Annotated in this window: 18 protein-coding genes; 9 read left to right on the top strand and 9 right to left on the bottom strand. The window is 58.9% G+C overall.

What is annotated here, in order from left to right:
- Window positions 1–71: 71 nt before the first annotated feature.
- Window positions 72–1,013: a LysR family transcriptional regulator gene (locus tag NHF56_RS18755; protein WP_252807439.1), complete on the top strand. Its 942-nt coding sequence runs from the start codon at window positions 72–74 to the stop codon at window positions 1,011–1,013.
- Here the strand turns inward: NHF56_RS18755 and NHF56_RS18750 are convergent.
- Window positions 1,010–1,675, bottom strand: a complete 666-nt coding sequence (locus tag NHF56_RS18750) for a TetR/AcrR family transcriptional regulator C-terminal domain-containing protein (protein ID WP_252807437.1) — start codon at window positions 1,673–1,675, stop codon at window positions 1,010–1,012. The two genes, NHF56_RS18755 and NHF56_RS18750, sit on opposite strands and share 4 nt — an antisense overlap.
- Window positions 1,676–1,797: 122 nt before the next feature.
- Here NHF56_RS18750 and NHF56_RS18745 point away from each other — a divergent pair, with 122 nt between their 5' ends.
- The 5 genes from NHF56_RS18745 (at window position 1,798) to NHF56_RS18725 (ending at window position 5,433) form a co-directional block, all read left to right on the top strand.
- Window positions 1,798–2,511, top strand: coding sequence for an NAD(P)-dependent oxidoreductase (locus tag NHF56_RS18745; protein WP_252807435.1), 714 nt, complete (start codon window positions 1,798–1,800; stop codon window positions 2,509–2,511).
- Window positions 2,512–2,622: 111 nt separating this feature from the next.
- On the top strand, window positions 2,623–3,216 hold the full coding sequence (locus NHF56_RS18740; protein ID WP_252807433.1) for a TetR/AcrR family transcriptional regulator: 594 nt from the start codon (window positions 2,623–2,625) through the stop codon (window positions 3,214–3,216).
- A gap of 27 nt (window positions 3,217–3,243) precedes the next feature.
- Window positions 3,244–4,722: an AMP-binding protein gene (locus tag NHF56_RS18735; protein ID WP_252807431.1), complete on the top strand. Its 1,479-nt coding sequence runs from the start codon at window positions 3,244–3,246 to the stop codon at window positions 4,720–4,722.
- The gene (locus tag NHF56_RS18730; RefSeq protein WP_252807430.1) at window positions 4,715–5,083 is read left to right on the top strand and encodes a MaoC/PaaZ C-terminal domain-containing protein; all 369 of its coding nucleotides are present in this window, start codon (window positions 4,715–4,717) and stop codon (window positions 5,081–5,083) included. The genes NHF56_RS18735 and NHF56_RS18730 overlap by 8 nt, the downstream gene beginning before the upstream one ends.
- Window positions 5,080–5,433 carry a phosphate acetyltransferase gene (locus tag NHF56_RS18725; RefSeq protein WP_252807426.1) on the top strand — a complete coding sequence of 118 codons (354 nt, stop codon included), beginning with the start codon at window positions 5,080–5,082 and terminating at the stop codon, window positions 5,431–5,433. The genes NHF56_RS18730 and NHF56_RS18725 overlap by 4 nt, the downstream gene beginning before the upstream one ends.
- Before the next feature lie 21 nt (window positions 5,434–5,454).
- Here NHF56_RS18725 and NHF56_RS21050 read toward each other — a convergent pair whose 3' ends face one another.
- The 3 genes from NHF56_RS21050 to NHF56_RS18710 are packed head-to-tail and all read right to left on the bottom strand — an operon-like array spanning window position 5,455 to window position 9,757.
- Entirely contained in the window at window positions 5,455–7,125 is a 1,671-nt protein-coding gene (locus NHF56_RS21050; RefSeq protein ID WP_373456342.1) for a CRTAC1 family protein, read from the bottom strand.
- Window positions 7,122–8,534, bottom strand: a complete 1,413-nt coding sequence (locus NHF56_RS18715; protein WP_252807424.1) for a di-heme oxidoredictase family protein — start codon at window positions 8,532–8,534, stop codon at window positions 7,122–7,124. The genes NHF56_RS21050 and NHF56_RS18715 overlap by 4 nt, the downstream gene beginning before the upstream one ends.
- 23 nt (window positions 8,535–8,557) lie before the next feature.
- Window positions 8,558–9,757 carry an ROK family transcriptional regulator gene (locus NHF56_RS18710; protein ID WP_252807422.1) on the bottom strand — a complete coding sequence of 400 codons (1,200 nt, stop codon included), beginning with the start codon at window positions 9,755–9,757 and terminating at the stop codon, window positions 8,558–8,560.
- 213 nt (window positions 9,758–9,970) lie between these two features.
- Between NHF56_RS18710 and NHF56_RS18705 the strand changes: the two genes are divergently transcribed.
- The 3 genes from NHF56_RS18705 to NHF56_RS18695 all read left to right on the top strand — a co-directional run bounded on the left by NHF56_RS18705 (window position 9,971) and on the right by NHF56_RS18695 (window position 13,277).
- The gene (locus NHF56_RS18705; protein WP_252807420.1) at window positions 9,971–11,005 is read left to right on the top strand and encodes a substrate-binding domain-containing protein; all 1,035 of its coding nucleotides are present in this window, start codon (window positions 9,971–9,973) and stop codon (window positions 11,003–11,005) included.
- 140 nt (window positions 11,006–11,145) lie between these two features.
- On the top strand, window positions 11,146–12,474 hold the full coding sequence (locus NHF56_RS18700; RefSeq protein ID WP_252807418.1) for a sugar ABC transporter permease: 1,329 nt from the start codon (window positions 11,146–11,148) through the stop codon (window positions 12,472–12,474).
- Window positions 12,475–12,485: 11 nt separating this feature from the next.
- Window positions 12,486–13,277, top strand: a complete 792-nt coding sequence (locus NHF56_RS18695) for an ATP-binding cassette domain-containing protein (RefSeq protein WP_252807416.1) — start codon at window positions 12,486–12,488, stop codon at window positions 13,275–13,277.
- An 84-nt stretch (window positions 13,278–13,361) separates the two neighbouring features.
- On the opposite strand, the gene NHF56_RS18690 is transcribed toward NHF56_RS18695, so the two are convergent.
- From NHF56_RS18690 to NHF56_RS18670, 5 genes are all read right to left on the bottom strand, one after another.
- Window positions 13,362–13,559: a DUF3329 domain-containing protein gene (locus NHF56_RS18690; protein ID WP_252807414.1), complete on the bottom strand. Its 198-nt coding sequence runs from the start codon at window positions 13,557–13,559 to the stop codon at window positions 13,362–13,364.
- A 57-nt stretch (window positions 13,560–13,616) separates the two neighbouring features.
- Complete coding sequence (locus NHF56_RS18685; protein WP_252807412.1) at window positions 13,617–15,128, bottom strand: aldehyde dehydrogenase (NADP(+)); 1,512 nt, start codon at window positions 15,126–15,128, stop codon at window positions 13,617–13,619.
- A gap of 160 nt (window positions 15,129–15,288) precedes the next feature.
- Window positions 15,289–16,908 carry a hypothetical protein gene (locus NHF56_RS18680; protein WP_252807410.1) on the bottom strand — a complete coding sequence of 540 codons (1,620 nt, stop codon included), beginning with the start codon at window positions 16,906–16,908 and terminating at the stop codon, window positions 15,289–15,291.
- A gap of 11 nt (window positions 16,909–16,919) precedes the next feature.
- A complete protein-coding gene (locus NHF56_RS18675) occupies window positions 16,920–18,137 on the bottom strand; it encodes a CpaF family protein (protein WP_252807408.1) in 1,218 nt (405 codons plus the stop codon).
- Entirely contained in the window at window positions 18,134–18,271 is a 138-nt protein-coding gene (locus NHF56_RS18670; protein ID WP_252807406.1) for a hypothetical protein, read from the bottom strand. Before NHF56_RS18670 ends, NHF56_RS18675 begins: the two co-directional genes overlap by 4 nt.
- Window positions 18,272–18,273: the final 2 nt, after the last annotated feature.

Genomic DNA, 18,273 nt, shown 5'->3' with positions numbered 1-18,273 from the left:
AGTCGAGACATGACATTCAAATGCATATATTGGTGAAGTGCATACCAAAAACGATAAGTTGATGATCCACCATGCAACACCTTCTCAACCGCTTGCAGCTTCGCGATTACCGGCTCATTCGGGCGATCTATGAAACCGGACAGCTTGCTCTTGCCGCCGAAAAGCTTTCGCTGACGCAGCCGGCAGCCTCACGGCTTTTGGCAAGTATCGAACAGCTGACGGGTACGGCGCTTTTCCACCGACATCCGAAAGGCATGACGGCAACACCGACCGGCGAGATTGTCGCCCAAGGGGCCGCGGCGATTCTCAACAGTGTGGAACACACGCTTCGTGATGCTTCGGCGATTGCCAGTGGGCGTTCGGGCAGCGTCCGTGTCGGCTCTGTGACCGGTGGGGCGGTGGCTTTTGTGGTTCCGGCCATTCAGAAGCTGAAGGAGGCGGCAAAGGGCGCCGATATCTACGTGGATGTGGCCCCGTCCCACGACTTGGTTGAGCGATTGCTCAATGGCGAGTTCGATTTCGTGCTGGCGCGGCTTCCCGGTGAAACGAACACACGCCAGTTCAATATCCGCAGTGGACGACCCGAGCTGATCCGCTTTGTGGTCCGGGTCGGCCATCCGCTCAGCCTGCGCAAGGGCCTCACACTCTCCGATCTTGCGAGTTACGAATGGATACTTCAACCGCCGAATACGCCGTTGCGGCAATCGATTGATGAAGCTTTTGTCGAGCAGGGGCTGGAGTTGCCCGTGGAGACCGTGATCACATCGTCGCTTCTGATGACGATTGCCTATTTGTCGACCTCTGATGCCATCGCCCCGGTGGCAAGCGAAGTGTCCGAACTCTTGAGGCGGGAAACACTGGGTGCGCCGACGACGGCGCTCGACCTTGCCGACGGCTCGATCAATGTGTTGCCCTACCACCTGATCTCCAGGCGCAGCCATCTCATGAACCCGCTGGCCAACCGCCTCCACGAACTGGTCTTTTCGCTCCTCTCCGGCGATACACCGCTTTAGGTGAGAGCCGCTTCAAGCCCATCGAGGATCAGTTCAAGCCCGAATTCAAACTCGTTGGAATAGGCGTAGCCGGGTTTGAGCACGAGTTCGCGGGTCATCTCGGCCAGATGCGGGTATTGTTCTTCCGGCAGACCCTGAAGGATCTGTTCGGCGACGGCATGGGCCTCTTCTCCGGTCTTGAAGGGCAGGGTGGTTTCCTGCATCACGAAGCCGTAGATATAGCTGTCGATGAGCGAATAGGCGTGTGCAGCCAAAGCCACGGTGAAGCCGGCACGCCGGAAGCAGCCGATCACCGCATCATGATGTGAAAGGGTGATCGTGCCGGGATTGCGACGGGTTTCCAGAACCTGCACGGCCCAGGGATGACGCATGAGCACCTCGCGGGCGGACCCGGCCCGCGCGCTGATCGCATCCTTCCAGGGCTTGCCTTCCGGCGGAGGTGAGATTTCGGCGAAAATCTGGTCCACCATCGCGCCCAGCATCGCGTCCTTGTTGGGCAGATGGTGATAAAGCGACATGGCTTCCACGCCGAGGCTCTGCGCAAGCTTGCGCATGGTCAGCGCTGCAATGCCGTCTTTGTCTGCCAGTCTGATTGCTGCTTCGACAACCCGGCTTTTGCTCAGTTGCCCCTTTTGCCGATTGCCGGCCGTCTTGTCTGCCATGTGTTTCCATTCACCGATTACGCCGGGTTGACTCACACCCTCAACCTTACTATGTAAGGCACCTTACGACGTAAGGGAAGGCAAATTATTGCTCATCAGGCGGCGCGTGAAAGGAGAGCGGAATGCAGGAAACAGGAAAAAGGATCGCCATCATTGGCGCATCGGGCAAGTTGGGGCGCTACATGGTCGCCCATGCGCTGGAGCGTGGTTATGAGGTGGTGGCTGTCTGCCGACCAAAGAGCGTTGCCAAGCTGGATGCGTTCAAGGATGCCATCACCATCGTTCCCGGACGAACCGATGATCGCGCGGCGATCCGCAAGGCGGTCAGCGACTGCGATGCCGTGCTCACCGTGCTGGTGCCGTGGGGTGTTCATGGTTATGCCACCAACACGGCGCAAGCGGTTTTGGACTTTGCGCCGGAAAAAGCGCGCCTTATCTTTTCCTGCGGCTGGCATATCAGCCGCGACGGCAAAGACGTTTACCCGCTCGGTTTGCGTCTGCTGGTGCCCCTGGTCAGCGTGGTCGGGCGGCTTCTACGGCTCGTCGATATCCGCGATCAGGAGAACGCCACCCGGCGGATATTTGAAAGCGGGCGGCGATGGACGGTTGTCCGCGGCAGCGACCTGGAAGAGGGCGAAAGCGAGGGGCTGCCGGTCTGGAGCCGTCATGTGGGCGACCCGATCCTGGCCAGCAACCGCACGCGGCGTATCGATTTCGCGCTCTTCATGGTGACCGCGATCGAAGATGAAAGTCTTGTGCAAGAAGCCCCCGCGATCGTCAGCTGCAAATCGCAATCGGCCATGGCTGCAAAGGGGGCTGCGGCGCTGACTAGGTGACTGTCCGCTTTCAGGTGTCGTCGCCGTGCCGCTTCTTCATGTAGCCGCATCAAACTTGCGTGGCTTCTCTGCTTCAGATATGAATGGTGACTCATATTTCAGGGGGGAGATATGGAGCTTAAGAAGCCCAAGACACGGCGCGGGCTGAAGACGCGCGAACAGATTTTGAATGCGGCCGAGGAAGTGTTCGGCAGCCAGGGTTACGCGGCAGCCTCCATTGCCGATATCACCAGCCACGCGCATGTGGCGCAGGGAACCTTTTATATCTATTTTCCGAGCAAGGAAGCCGTGTTCAAGGAACTCGTGCGTGAAATGGGGATCAAGACTCGTCAGGCAATTTCCAAGGGAATCGCCGAAGCGCCGGACCGTCTGACGACGGAATATGCAGGTCTCAAGGCCTTTCTGGAATTTGTGCGCAAGCATCCGGCCCTCTACCGGATTGTCGAAGAGGCGCAGTTCGTCGACCGCCAATCCTATACCGACTATTTCATGGGTTTTGCCGAGGCCTATCAGAAGCGCCTTGAAGAGGCCAAGGCGAAGGGCGATATTGAATGCGGCGATCCGGAGGTGACCGCCTGGGCGCTGATGGGACTTGCCCGCGGACTGGGTGAGCGGTTTGCGCTGTGGGGCGATGAACGAAGCCTGGAGGATGTCGCAAAAACAGCCTTCGCAATGATTTCCGGCGGTCTGAAACCACGCGTCTGAAAATGACATGTTCCTGGGAGGCGAACAATGGCATTTATCACTGATATGGCGGCACGGCGCGCAGAGCTGACACCGCATGAAAGCGCATTTATCGATGTGGAAACAGGCTCCGAATTTACCTTTGCGGAGGTGAATGCACGCGCAGAAGGCATGGCCCTCGGCCTGAGCGAGATGGGGCTAATCCCTGGGGACCGGGTTGCCATCATCTGCCACAATCGCGCGGAATTTTTCATCACGCTGTTTGCCTGCCAGAAGGGCGGTTTTGTGCTGACCCCGCTCAACTGGCGTCAGCCTGCGCCGGAGCTTGCACCGCTTTTGACGCTGACCGAGCCGAAATGCATCATCCATGATGCCAACTTTGAAAAGACTGCGCGCACGCTTGGAGAACAGTTTGCCCTGCCGCTGCTTTCCCTTGAAAAAGGGGGTGCGCTGGACGGGTTTGGCAGAGCAGAGACGAAACTGCGCCGCCGCATTGATGATCAGGCGATCTGGTATCTGCTTTTCACATCCGGCACGACCGGCCAGCCGAAAGCGGTTATCCAGACCGCTGCCATGGCCTGGGTCAATGCCGTCAATATCGGGCAGGCCGTTGATATCGTCAGCGCGGATGCGGGCGTCAATTATCTGCCACTCTTCCACACAGCCGGCGTCAATCTTTATACGCTGCCCCTCTTTCTTGCCGGTGCCACATCCTACATTCTGCGTCAGTTCGATACGGACGCGATCTTTCGCTTGATTGCCGAGGAGAAGATCAACCAGTTTTTTGGTGTTCCGGCGATATACCAAAGCTTCAGCCAGCATGCCGATATCGACCGTGTCGATCTGGGGCGGATGAAATCGCTGGGCTGTGGTGGAGCACCCTTGCCGGCACCGCTGGTGGCCTTCTTTGCCGCGCGCGGCGCGTTGGTGCAAAACGGTATGGGCATGACGGAGACAGGCCCGACCGTGTTTCTGCAATCGCGCGATGAGGTGAGAGCCCATATCGGCTCGGTCGGCAAGGCGCAGATATTGTCGGAGGTTTCCATCGCAGGCGGCGGCTCATCGGGTGAGCTTCTGATCCGCGGACCGGGTGTTACGCCCGGCTATTTCAAGAACCCGGAAGCCACTGCCGCAGCCTTTACCGAGGACGGGTGGTTGAAGACCGGCGATGTGGCGCGTGTCGGCGCGGACGGCGAATATTACATTATCGACCGCATCAAGGACATGTACATTTCCGGCGGCGAAAACGTCTATCCTGCCGAGGTGGAAAAGCTTCTCTACACCCATCCGCAAATCCTGGATGTTGCCGTCATCGGCGTGCCGGATGCAAAATGGGGGGAAACCGGTGCGGCCTTCATTCAGGTGCGCAAGGGTGAGGCGATCGATATTTCCGGGCTCAGTTGCTGGTGCCGCGAGCGCATTGCCGCCTACAAGGTGCCGGCGCATTTTCATCTGGTGGACGAGTTTCCACGCACGCCATCGGGCAAGGTCAAGAAGCACGAATTGGGAGCCCGTCTCGATGGCTGAACGTGAACTGGCTAGACGCATCCCCACACAAGCCGATTTTGATCTTTTCGCAACGGTCAGCGGCGACGACAATCCGATCCATGTGGACCCGGATTTTTCTGCGCGAACACGCTTCGGACGGACGGTTTCGCACGGTATGCTGCTTTACTCCTGGGCATGGGCGCTCCTGGCTGAGGCCTATCCGGGCCGAGAGCCGGATCATGCGCAACTGATGTTTCCCAATCCTTGTTACGCAGGCGAGGAAATCGCCTTTGTGCTGGTGGAGCCAGACCCGGCATCCATCAAACTCTGCGCCTATCGCACCGCTGACGATACCGAAGTCATGCTTCTGGAAACCGCCATGAAGGAGAGGGCGGCATGAAGGTTGGCGATCGCGTTGAAATCAGCCGTGTTTTTGATGAAGCGGCACTCAAGGGTTTTGAGGCACTCACGGGCGTAAAGTTGGCTCATGTGCCCGAGCCGCTGATTGCGGGCATGATTTCCTATCTGCTGGGCGTCAAGCTGCCGGGCCCCGGCACCAATTACCTGAAGCAGGAACTGCGTTACGCGGGCAAGGCCATGCCTGGCGAGGCGCTGACGGCGAGTGTGGAAATTACCCGTCTGCGCCCCGAGAAACACCTCGTGGACCTGCGCGCGCTCTGTGTAAACGCGGCAGGCGAGGTGATCTGCGAAGGCCGGTCGCTGGTTCTGGCCAGGGACGTCGGTGCATAGGCCTGCGCCGACCGATTGGCATCACTGGCTCACCGGAAACCAGTATTGCGCCGCATCCGCGCCACGGCGGATCACCACATGTTCGTTGGTGAAGACGCGGTAAGGCGCACTCCATTCGCCATCCGGCCATTGTACGCGGATGACCGCGCGCTCGCTGACACCAAGACCGAAATGCGTAAACCCGACCTGACCTGATGCGTGGCCGCCGCCCGCCTGCACCGTGCGCACCTGCGTGAGCGTGCCCGAGCGCACATTGATCTTCGCACCGATGGCGTTTGGATTGATCTTGCCATTGTCGAGTTCGATCTTCAGCCAATTGCCGAGCGGGCGGTGGCCCCAATCGGTCTTGGCCCCCAGGTTTCGGAACAGGTTGACATTGTGCTTGCGGTTCACCACGAGCAGATCGAGCATGCCGTCGGCATTGAAATCCTCCACCACGCCGCCGCGCCCCTTCGTATCAAGCGCAATACCGGCCTCGTTTCCGCTTTCATGGAATTTACCGTCAAAGCCGCCAAGCAGAAGGTTATCCGGGTCGAAGGCCGCAAAGTCGGGCATCACCTCCACATTGCCCTTGGCAATGAAGAGGTCGAGATTGGTGTCATTGTTCAGATCGGCAAACTGGCTGTGCCAGCCCGTGGACGGTCGCTTGTCGCCGCCCACATAAGGGCGGTGCGCCGTGGAGCCTTTTTCAAAGGCCATGTCCCGGTAAACGGGACGTTCATCTTCGGCCTCTTCGTCCAATGTCTGTAGCATCGTGTCGCCCATCGAGGTGAGCGCATATTCTGGGTAACCATCGACATTGAGGTCTGCCTGGGCGATTCCCATGCCCCAGATTTTCAACTGCTGCCAGCCTTCCGAGCTTGTATATTGGCGCGGCGGCCTGCCATCGGGCAGCTGCCAGAGCTGTTCTTCGCCGCCACGATAATATTGCCGGTCGTTGGTCACACGCAGCGACATCTGGCCAGATTTGTTCCAGTCGGTGAAGAGCATGGATAGCGAGCAGTAGCTTGGATGCAGCGTGAAGGGCTGTGAATAATCCGGCCCTTCAGCCGCCTGCGGGCGGAAGACATAATTGTCCGAGCAGGTGCCAAAGGGTGTGCCGGGGGCAGAGCGATCAACATAATTGCCAATGGCGAGTGTCGGATAGGTCATCCCCGCTTCCCAGGTTGCGGCAAAAGATGTTGTCCATTCGCGCCCGCCCGAGAAGGAAAAGAGCCGGTTGGCCTTTTCGAATGTGCAATCCTTGCCGCCCTTCAGGATGATGTTTTCGCCAAGGCGCAGCATCACGAGGTCCATCTGACGGTCGTTGTCGATATCGACGGGATAGAAACCGAGAACCGATTTCAGTTCGCGCTCAGGAAGACCGAGATCCTTTTTCTCAAATTTCAGCGCCCCGCCGATGGGGCTTTTATTGACATAGAGCGCGGCTTCGCTTGAACCGCCAGCAATGGCAAGATCGGGCAGTCGGTCGCCGTTGCAGTCGAAACTGGCCGCACCGCCGCCGACGAAAAACTCCCAAGGCCCGGTATATTGATGGTCGATCCCGGCAGCGAGCGCTTCTTCCTGCATGCTTGGAACATCACCGGTGAAGGGGCTGGCGGCTTCGGTCTGATCCTCGCCCGACGAAACGGTAGGAATGGCTGCGCCTGCGATGGCCAGTGCGAGAATGCGTTTTGCAATATGCTGTCTCATTGTTCGATCACCAGTGTCTTCAGGAATGCAATCATGGCACTGCGGTCTGCCTCGGGCAGATCGGCAAAGGCGTCGCGCTGCTCACGCGCGTCGCCGGCATGCGCCAGGATGATGCTGTCCAATGTCGTGAAATCGTTGCGGTGGCCGTAAGGTGCGGTTGAGCCCACCCCCCACAGTTCCGCCGTCATGAAGATGTTGCGGTCCACAAAGCGCTGCGCCATCAGCTCATTGCCCAGCTCCTCGCCACGCGCATCTGTCATGGTGTGGCGCTTCAGATCGCCGAAAAGCGGCACGAGAACCTCACCCTTTTCATTGCGGGGAAGGGTCTTGAACCAGGGCAATAGCGACAGGTCGTAGGAAGCCACCTCCTTCACCTGATCGCGGTTCAGCGTGCCGGAAACATCGACCGGGCCCGGATCGTCGAAGACCGGGCTTTTCAGCGGCAGGCTTTCCATATGGCAGCTGCTGCAGCCGGTACTGTTGAACAGTTCTTCGCCGCGTGCTGCCGCTTCCGCCCAGCCTTCGATATCCGGCACCTGCCGCGTCGGCACGGGGCGGGTCGCCTGCCACGCCACGAGCGCGGACACATCGCCCGCATTCATTTCGTCGGGAAAGTTGTCCTCGTCAAAATCGTCCGTACCCGTCCAGCGTTTTCCATAGCGCTCGTTCGGCTGCATGCCGTGGTGCTGGTTCATGGCGTTGATGGTGAACTGACGCAGAGAGGTGATGACACCTTTCTGGCTGAAGGGGCGGATCACCAGATCCATGTCCACGCCGTCCAGTTCGCTCATGTCTGCAATGCCGTCCGGTTCAACCGTCAGCCAGCCGAAATCGACGCCCTTGGTTTCCAGTTTCACCCGCTGGCTCTTGCCGCTTTTATGGGCCTCCAGGAGCGCGTCGCGCCTGATGGATTGCAGGTCCGCTGTCATTTCACGGGCCAGGAGTTCAATCAGACCGGCGCCGAAAAGGTGGTTCGTTCCCCGCTCGCTGGAAAACTGCGGGTCTGTGGTGTCGAAGTCGGCGCTTTCAAAACCTTCGGACGCAAACACGTTTGCGGTGAAATCGCCTGCACCGCCCACCACGGGCTCGCGATGGCAGGAGCTGCACGCATTGCCATCGGCTCCCGAGGTTCGCGAAAATGCATTCTGGACGGGATGGCGGCGTTTGGTGGGAACAATCGCCTGCGTGGCAGCGGGTCGGCCCGCACCATCATTGACGGTGTAGCGGGCAATAAACAGTTCTTCCCCGGTTGCGATGAGCTTTTCAAGCTCAGCGGCGGTGAGCTTGCCGCTCACTTCTTTGCCGGACGCCCCCAAAGCGTTTGTCTTTTCCGCCCACGGCTCGGCGGCGAGCGCCGTCGTCGCCACAAATGCTGTCGCGAGACAGGCGGCCAGTTGTTTCCACCCCATGATTTCCCCCCTTCCTTATACAGCTATTTTCCCAGAATGTGTTCGTCGATGCGCTCCAGCGCACTGGCTTTGTGTCCTTCAAAAACCAGTTCGGCTTCACCCTCCACCAGCGTGATCTCCGGCACACCATGCATGCGCACCACATGCGTTTCCGCCAATCCGCTCTCCAGCCCATCGCGCATCAGCTCGTAATAGCGTGTTCCCGGCCCGGTAATGGCAATCGGCATGCGGCCATGGAGGCTGAGCAAACGCGAGAGACCCTGACCGAGCGCAACACCGGCCTGGCGGAAGGCAAAGCCTGCCATCCTGTCGCCCCGCCTTGCACTGTCGGCAATGCGGTCTATCTCCGAAAGCGGCACGAATTGCGCGGGTATATGATCCTTCGGTACTTCAAAGGCCGTTCGCAGAATGGCATAAAACCCGGCATAGGCCTCCACGCAGCCATTGGCACCGCAGCGACACCGGGCGCCATTTGGCAAATGCAGCATGTGGCTGAAATTGGGTGCGAGCGTTTGCGTCTCGCCGTCGACCGCGCGCACAAGGCCCAGGCCGATATTATGGCCCAGCGAAACAACTGCAAGCCCGAGTTGGCCAAGTGGTAGCCGTGTGCCCAGCGCTCCGGCCACCAGCGCGGTTTCGTTTTTGAGGATGATGCTGGCATTGTCGTATTGGGCAAACACATCCGCGAAGTCGATCTGACCGTCGCCGAATATGGGTGACCACAAAAGAACCGGACGCGCGCTATCGACAATTCCCTTGCTGCTGATGGAGATCGCCAGAATCTGCCGGTCGGTGATTTGCGAACGTTCACAAATACGCTCAAGGCTGGTGCGGAGAAGCGAAACGAACGGAGCGGTGGCTTTGATGGTCTGGTTTCGCGATTCGTAGAAGCGGTCGAGCAGTCTGCCGGAATAATCGGCCAGCGAAAACTGCACGGCATCCGACGAAATGGCGATGGCAACGAGATAGCCGCAGCCCTGCGCGGGCTGGAGAAGAACCCGCGGCCTGCCGCGTGCGCCGGGCGTATGCTGCTCGCTTTGTTCTATGATGCCTGCATGTGTGAGTTCCGCCGTGATGGCGGAGACTGTTGCAGAGGCCAGTCCGGTTTCGGAAATGATGTCGGTATGGGACAGCGCACCACGTTCGCGCAGCGCTCTGAGAATCAGAATACTGTTCGTACGGCGCAAAAACTCCGTGCTCGATCTGGCCTGCGCGACCCTCATGCAAATCCCTCAAGGCCCTTGAAAGACCGTCTCCTCCCGGTCCCTGTCAATATTCATAAACTCTTATAAAGGCCGTGTTGACAGGTATGGGAATATCTGACATCTATTTTCTCGACTGTCGAGAAAAATTTGTTTTTCGCTCCGGCAGCACGTAGCGTGTGGTGAGGGGGATGATCACCTGGTCGCCACAGTTCGTCATTTGGGAGGTAAATTATGAAACTCGTTTTGAAGCTGATGGCCGGTGCGGCCATTGCTGTCACCATGTCCAATGTTGCACTGGCAAAGGACAAGGTTATTGGTGTATCCTGGTCGAACTTCCAGGAAGAGCGTTGGAAAACCGATGAAGCCGCGATGAAGGCCGCGATCGAAGCCAACGGCGACACCTACATTTCTGCAGATGCACAGGCCTCTGCTGCCAAGCAGCTGACCGATATCGAGAGCCTGCTGACCCAGGGCGCGGATGCACTGATCATCCTGGCCATGGACAAGGACGCTATCGGCCCGGCCATCGACAAGGCTGCTGCAGAAGGCGTGCCGGTTGTGGGTTATGACCGTCTGATCGAAGACAATCGCGCGTTCTACCTGACCTTCGACAACAAGGGCGTTGGCCGCATCATGGCTGAAAAGGTCAAGGCCGTTCAGCCGGAAGGCAACTACGCCATCATCAAGGGCGACAAGGGCGATCCGAATGCTCAGTTCCTTCTGGACGGCATGATGGAAGTTCTCGGCCCCGACATTGATGCCGGTAAGATCAAGATCGTCGGCGAAAGCTTCTCCGACGGCTGGAAGCCGGACAATGCGCAGAAGAACATGGAGCAGATCCTGACGGCCAACAACAACGAAGTTGACGCTGTTCTGGCCGAAAACGACGGCATGGCCGGCGGTGTTGTTGCAGCCCTTTCCGCACAGGGCATGGCCGGCACGGTTCCGGTTTCCGGTCAGGATGGTGACAAGGCTGCGTTGAACCGCGTTGCACGCGGCACCCAGACCGTGTCCGTCTGGAAGGACGCACGCGAACTCGGCAAGGCTGCCGGCAATATTGCAGCGGCACTTGCTGACGGCACGGCAATGGATGCCATTGAAGGTGCCGAGAAGTGGTCCGGCGGTGAGAAGGGCGTTGAAATGAATGCCATCTTCCTCGCCCCGACCCCGATCACCAAGGACAATATCAGCGATGTTATCAACGCCGGCGTCATCTCCAAGGATGAAGTCTGCGAAGGCGCCATGGAAGGCGTAGACGGCTGCTGATAAGCCCACGCATCGCCTGAAGGCGACATATCGGCCGCGCCGGGGGAAAGCCCGGCGCGGCTTCAAAATTGGGACTGTGCTTCATCCCCTGCGTAAAGAGCCGCGAGCGGACTTCTGGGATGCGGCATCTGGAGGGAAACATGGCAGACACCACAAGTTTGCAAAAGACGCAGGCGTCGGCAACCTACGACGAGTCGGCGATCACGCGCTTCCTGCGCAAAACCGAAATCGATTCACGCTTGCTTGGGATGATCGGTGCGCTGGCCCTGATCTGGATCGGCTTTCATCTCTATGGCGAATGGGCCAATGGGCGCGGCCTCTTTCTGACCTCACGTAACCTGTGGAACCTGACAGTGCAGACCGCCTCGGTCGGCATTATGGCCACCGGCATGGTGTTCGTCATTGTCATGCGCCACATTGATCTTTCGGTGGGCTCGATCCTCGGCTTCTGCGCCATGTTCATGGGCATTACCCAGGTGCATGTGCTGCCGGATTATCTGGGCATCGGTCACCCTGCTATCTGGATACTGACCGCCATCGTCGGCCTTGCGGTTGGAACGATGATCGGCGCCATCCATGGTTATCTCATCGCCTACCTGCAAATTCCCGCTTTCATCGTCACCCTTGGCGGCCTGCTTGTGTGGCGTGGCGCGGCCTATCTTCTGGCGCGCGGCGAAACCATCTCTCCGGTTGATTCAACATTTGCTTTGCTCGGCGGCGGCCCCTACGGTTCAGTCGGCGCAACGGGCAGCTGGATCGTCGGCCTCGTGGCCTGCGCGGGCATTATCTGGATGTTGCTTTCCAGCCGCCGCCAGCGCCAGCGGTTCCACTTTCCGCTGCGCCCCGTTTGGGCTGAGTTTTTCCTCGGCTTTGTCGGCTGCGGGCTGGTCATCGGCTTCGTACTGCTGGTGAATTCCTATGGCTGGCCGAGCGGCATCGTTCGTCAATATGCAGCGGCCAACAATATCACCGTGCCGGAAGGCGGGCTGTTCATCGCTCATGGCTTTGCCATTCCCGTTCTTATCATGCTCGGTGCCGGCATATTCATGACCTTTCTGGCAACGCGCACACGCTTCGGCCGCTATGTTTTCGCGATCGGCGGAAACCCGGAAGCGGCTGATCTTGCAGGTATCAACACGCGCTGGGTGACGCTCAAGGTGTTTGCCCTTATGGGCTTCCTTTGCGGCCTGTCCGCAATTGTCGCCAGCGCACGCCTCAACTCGGCCACCAACTCGCTTGGAACGCTCGATGAGCTTTACGTGATTGCCTCAGCCGTGATCGGCGGCACGTCACTCGGTGGCGGTCTCGGCACCATCTATGGCGCAATTCTCGGCGCATTGGTCATGCAGTCGCTGCAGACGGGCATGGTTCTCGTCGGTTTCGACTCCGCCATCCAGCAGATGGTGGTCGGCATCGTTCTCGTCATTGCCGTGTTCCTTGACACCATCTACCGCGCACGCGCCAAGTAAGGGAGGATATTATGTCAGACGAAAAAACAGGCACACCTCTCGTTGAGATGCGCGATATCTCCATTGGTTTTGGCGGTATCAAGGCTGTCGATCACGCCTCGATCGATCTCTATCCAGGCGAAGTCGTCGGCTTGCTGGGTCACAATGGTGCCGGCAAGTCCACGCTGATCAAGATCCTTTCCGGCGCTTACCGCCGCGACGGGGGCGATATTTTCATCGAGGGCGAGCAGGCGACCATCAACAATCCGCGTGACGCCAAGGCATATGGTATCGAGACGATCTATCAGACGCTCGCCGTGGCCGATAACGTCGATGCGGCGGCAAACCTCTATCTTGGGCGCGAGTTGCGCACCCGTTGGGGTACGCTGGATGATGTGGCCATGGAAGCCAATGCCCGCGAGGTGATGGGTCGTTTGAACCCCAACTTCCGCCGCTTCAAGGAACCGGTGAAGGCGCTTTCCGGCGGTCAGAGACAGTCGGTCGCCATTGCCCGCGCCATTCTGTTCAATGCCCGCATCCTCATCATGGATGAGCCAACGGCAGCCCTTGGACCGCAGGAGACCGCCCAGGTGGGCGAGCTGATCAAGCAGCTCAAGCGCGAGGGTATCGGCATCTTCCTCATCAGCCACGACATCCACGATGTCTTCGACCTGGCTGATCGCGTGACCGTGATGAAAAACGGCCAGGTTGTCGGCTCTGCCCGCACCGAAGATGTGACCAAGGATGAAGTGCTCGGCATGATCATTCTGGGCAAATGCCCGCCCAAGGCCATCCCCGGACCGGGTGCACTCGTCGAGGCTTGAAGCATCCGCCACTGCAAAAGATCAAAGCCCCGCGCATCGCTGCGCGGGGCTTTTCCATTTGCTCTCTGAACCGGTCGAGGCCGATCAGGTCTGACCGCCATCGCCATCCGGGTTGAAGGTAATGAACAGGCGATAGCCCGCATAGGCGCCGATACCCCAGACCAGCACGGTCCAGAAATAGGTGCCGTTCAAAAGCTCCATCAGCCCCCAGCCAAAGCAGACCAGCACGATGAGGACGCGTATCCACAGTGGGCGGTAAAAGGGGCGGTCGAACTGGTTCATCAGGTTATTCCACGATCAAGATGATAAACTGGCGGGCGAAATACCCGCCAATCTATATCAGAAATCAGACGGCAGAAGTGCGCTCGGCATGTTCTGGTAGCAGACCGGGCGCAGGAAGCGGCGGATGGACAGCGTGCCGACCGAGGTTGCGCCAAAATTGGTCGACGCCGGGTAGGGGCCGCCATGCACCATCGCGTCGCACACTTCAACGCCGGTCGGGAAACCGTTGACCAGAAGACGGCCAGCCTTGCGCTCGATGATCGGCATCAGGCTTTGGGCTGCTTCGGTATCGGCGTCGTCCATATGCAGCGTGCAGGTGAGCTGACCTTCCAGCGACTTGGCAATGGTGCGCATCTCATCCATCGATTTGACGGTCACAACAATGCCGAGCGGCCCGAAAACCTCTTCCGTCAACTCGTGGTTCGCCAGCCAATTTTCGCCAGTGGTGCGGAAAAGATAAGGTGTTGCATTGCGCAGATCGCATGTGGAGGTCAAGAGTTCCTGCACACCGGTGCCGGCGGCAACACGGTCGCGGCCCTTGCGGAAGGCAGCGGCTATGCCGTCGGTGAGCATGACCTGCGGCCCAACCTCCGAGAGTGCAGCGCGTGCAGCTTCCGCAAAGGCTTCGCCTTCGCTACCGTCCATCACAATGGCAATGCCGGGATTGGTGCAGAACTGACCCGCACCCATGGTGAGCGAGCCCGCCCAGCCTTTGCCAAGCGCTTCGCCGCGCGCTGCAACGGCTGCCGGCAGCATGAACATCGGGTTGACAGAGCCAAGCTCGCCGAAGAAGGGAATGGGTTCGGGACGGCGTGCGCAAAGGTCAAACAGCGCGCGACCGCCGCCAAGCGATCCGGTGAAGCCGACAGCCTTGATCAGCGGATGGGTCACCACCGCTTCGCCCACTTCGCGGCCACCATCCTGAACGAGCGAGAAGACACCCGGATGCAGGCCGCATTTCTGGATAGCGGCGTGGAAGGCCTCAGCCACGATTTCACCCGTGCCGGGATGGGCGGGATGGCCCTTCACGACGACCGGGCAACCGGCTGCCAGCGCAGATGCCGTGTCACCACCAGCAACGGAGAAGGCCAGCGGAAAATTCGATGCGCCAAAGACGGCGACCGGGCCGATGGGGCGCTGGATCATGCGAATTTCAGGCCGCGGCATGGGCTGGCGATCCGGCAGGGCTTCATCAACGCGCCGGTCCAGATAATCACCTTTGAGGATATGCTGGGCAAACAGGCGCAGCTGGCCGGTCGTGCGCCCGCGCTCACCTTCCAGGCGAGCGGTCGGAAGCCCACTTTCGCTGGTACCGATTGCAGTAATGTCAGCGCCGCGCGCCTCGATCTCGTCAGCAACGGTATTCAGAAAAGCTGCCCGGTCTTCGCGCGACGAATAACCGAAAGACCAGAATGCTTCTTCTGCTGCTTTTGCTGCCTGATCAACCAGATCAGGATTGCCATAAGAGAATGTATGCGCATCGCCATGCGCCGGCTGGGAGGTGAACGTCTTTTCCGTTCCAACCCAATTGCCAGCAATCAGATGTTTTCCGTGCGGTGTGAAACTCATCGTTTCCTCCCAAATAGTATGATTATTTAAATTCACTACCGCTTAGATAAAAGCCGAACGCCCAAACGTCCAGCCCTCCGGCCAAATAACGTGGATTTTTGAGATGTGAGATGGGGATGGAATCTCTTTCTCTGTCCCCGTCTCTTCGTCCTCGAAATCGTTACCACTCGATTTTCTGCGCGCGCGGCAAATCGCCGGAACCGGCTTTTTCCGGCGCGGCTGCCTGCTTTGTTTCCGGGGCGCTTGAAGTTGGTGCGGCTTTGGCAGGCGGCGGGACAGTATCTTCCGGGGTGGATACGATATCAAATGCCTTCAGGTTGAAATTAACGACCTTGCCGACGGGGATGTCTTTTGTCAGCATAATCTTGCCTTGTGAAGCAACCGCGTATTTGACAACGCTCGCGATACAATCCTCAAATTTTTCTTGTTGGTTGTGGTCGTCGAAAATGGCGCCGCCGCAATTGTTTGCCAAGCCCATGCCAGCGCCTGCGATCTGGAAATACTCATTGCTCATGACCTTCAGCGTCTTGTCCAGCAAAGGCGCAAAGCGCCCCGCCTTGGCAACCATCTTCGCAGCGCTATCCGGTTTCAGGATCATGATCCCGTCCGCAACCAGCCCGGCGACGGCATAGGCCGTTTCAGCGCCCTTAGCCCAGTCTTTTGGATCAATCTCCGGATTGATGACCTGAATGGCGCGGCCAAGCGCATAGCCGGTGCCTCTGGCAACAAGGGGGCCGATGCCAGGATAATCGCGCATCGCCTCATTGCCGATCTTGCGGCCAATAACGTTGACGGTCGTTGCGACAAGGCCGTCAACGGTGTTGAAAGTGGAGAAGGCTGCAACGACGACAAGCACCGGTATGATGTTGCCGCGATTTTCCGCTTCTGCACCGATCTGCGCATCCAGCGCATCACTCAAGAGCGAGATGACACCCAGCGCGGTATTGGGAATCTCCGGCACTTCCGGTGCGCTGACCGCAAGCGCTGTCGGGATAGCCGCATGGGCAGAGCGGGCGAGATCGGTGCTTTCTGGCAGGGCGGACGCCGACAATAGGGGCGACATGGCCTCGTCCAAGCCAACCATGCCCCGTCTGACCTTGAAGGGCCGGTCCTTGGCCTCGCCGTAGTCCAGGCTTCCCTCGTAGCTGCTCGCAAAATAAAGCATGTCGCGAAAGTCGGCGGAGATGACAAAGGCACCTATGCCGGAAACGGTGCCGCTGGCCTCCCCGGCATTGAACTTCGTCTCGTTCAGTTCGAAGTGAACAAGCGCATAGGCTTGCCCGTCTGCTTCGAAGGGTTCGACTGAAAAATTGAGCGGCAGTTCAGCTGAAAGCGATTGCAGCTGCGACGTTGCGGACCAGCTGGCTGCAGACAGAAGGTCCGTCGGCTGTTTGCCGATGATCGAGCGGTTGATATCTCTGACATATGAGGGCTCCGGCTCGGGAATGATCCACTTGATCCCGCTCTCCTGACTGTAAGCGGCAACCACTTGCGGCTGGTCAGCGGTTATCCCCACCAGCCGCATTTTCCCGAAATCGGATATCGCAGCTTCGACGTTCACCGGCGAGATGGCGTGGACCACGGTACCGTTTTGCGATTGTTCACGGAGGTGGGCAAGCAATGTCGCTGTCGAAAGCGTCTGAGTGTCAGTGCCGGAGCCGAGTTGCACCTCTTGCGAATAATCGACGAAATCGAGGCTTTTTTCCTGCGAAAGCGCTGCACTGACCGGCCAGATCGCCAGAAGGCACACAGTTAGAAATCTTCGGACATACCGTGTCACAGCCTGCTCCCTCACGTCGGTTTATCTGCTGGAGCAGGATCGATGCCGAAGACGTGAGAAAGGCCTTTCTGCCGGGCAAGTGGTGCAGCCTCCTCGGCGAAAGACGCGATCTCACGTGTCGGCGCGCAGAGCGGTCCGTCATAGCCTGTCCGGTAGATTGCGTCGCTTCGATCGAAAATGGGCTTCAATGTATAATTGTCGTCATCGGAAAGCCGGCCCACTTCATGAATAAAGGTAATGCCCCTGCGGCCACCGATCCGCTGCACCTGAACGATCACATCGACCGCCGAGGCGATTTGCGCACGAAGCGCGCGCTGCGGCAGGTCCACGTCGCTCATCAGCGCCATCGTCTCCAGCCTGTTCAAGGCATCATCGGGCGTGTCTGCGTGCAATGTGGTCAAGCTGCCACTGTGACCGGACGTCATGGCCTGGATCATGTCGAGGGCTTCGGCACCCCGGCATTCACCAACGATGATGCGATCCGGTCGCATGCGCAGTGAGGCCCGGAAAAGTTCGCGGATGGTAATGCCACCGCGGCCGAATCTGTCCGGTTTCTGGGCCTCGAGATACACGGCATGGGGCTGACGTATCTCCAGCTCGTTGACGTCTTCGATGATGATCAGGCGGTCGGTGGCATCCATGAATTCAGACAGCGCATTCAAAACGGTCGTCTTGCCCGTGCTGGTGCCGCCGGAAACCACGACATTCTTGCGGAGCGCCAGACAGACTTTGAGGAAATCCGCCGCCTCGGGTATCAGCGAGCCGTTGGCAATCAGGTTGGCGACCGAGTGTTCCGACTTGGCAAATCGTCGAATGGCGATGCACAACCCGTTGCGTGCCGCCGGCTGCTGAACGATGTGAACGCGAGATTTGTCGTAAAGTCTGGCTTCCACACTCAGTTCTTCCGGGGTCAAACGCTTGCCGGAATATTGGGCGATGGCGCGGGCCGCCGCTTCCAGATGCTCGGGTCCTTCAAATTTGGCAGCGAGCTTTTCCACCAGACTGCGGTCGCGGTATCCGCCATCCGGCAGGGTCTCGCGGGTTTTCCTCTCCGCATAAATCTCAGCAGGCCCGTTGATCATGATTTCCGTCACTGCCGGATCGTCGAGAAGATCGTGAACGGGATGGAGAAGACGGCGAACCGTGGCTTCGAAAATTGCCTGCCGTCTATCCGGTGTCTCGGCATCGGCAGCGCTGGACGGCGCTATCTTGGTGTTGACTTCGTTCATGGCCAAGGTGTCCCGATCATCGAGGATGAAAGCCGGAAGAGCGCAAAGAGCGCATCCAGCAAATGCGGAAACCAACCGATCATCGGAATGGTGATGACGGCGGAAAAAATGACGTAAATTGCCGGTTCACCCATGC

It is taken from the genome of Rhizobium sp. L1K21 (assembly GCF_024055895.1).
In the GTDB taxonomy this organism is placed as follows: domain Bacteria; phylum Pseudomonadota; class Alphaproteobacteria; order Rhizobiales; family Rhizobiaceae; genus Ensifer_A.
Note: the sequence above shows the minus strand (reverse complement) of the source record. Positions and strands in the feature narration are given on the sequence as shown.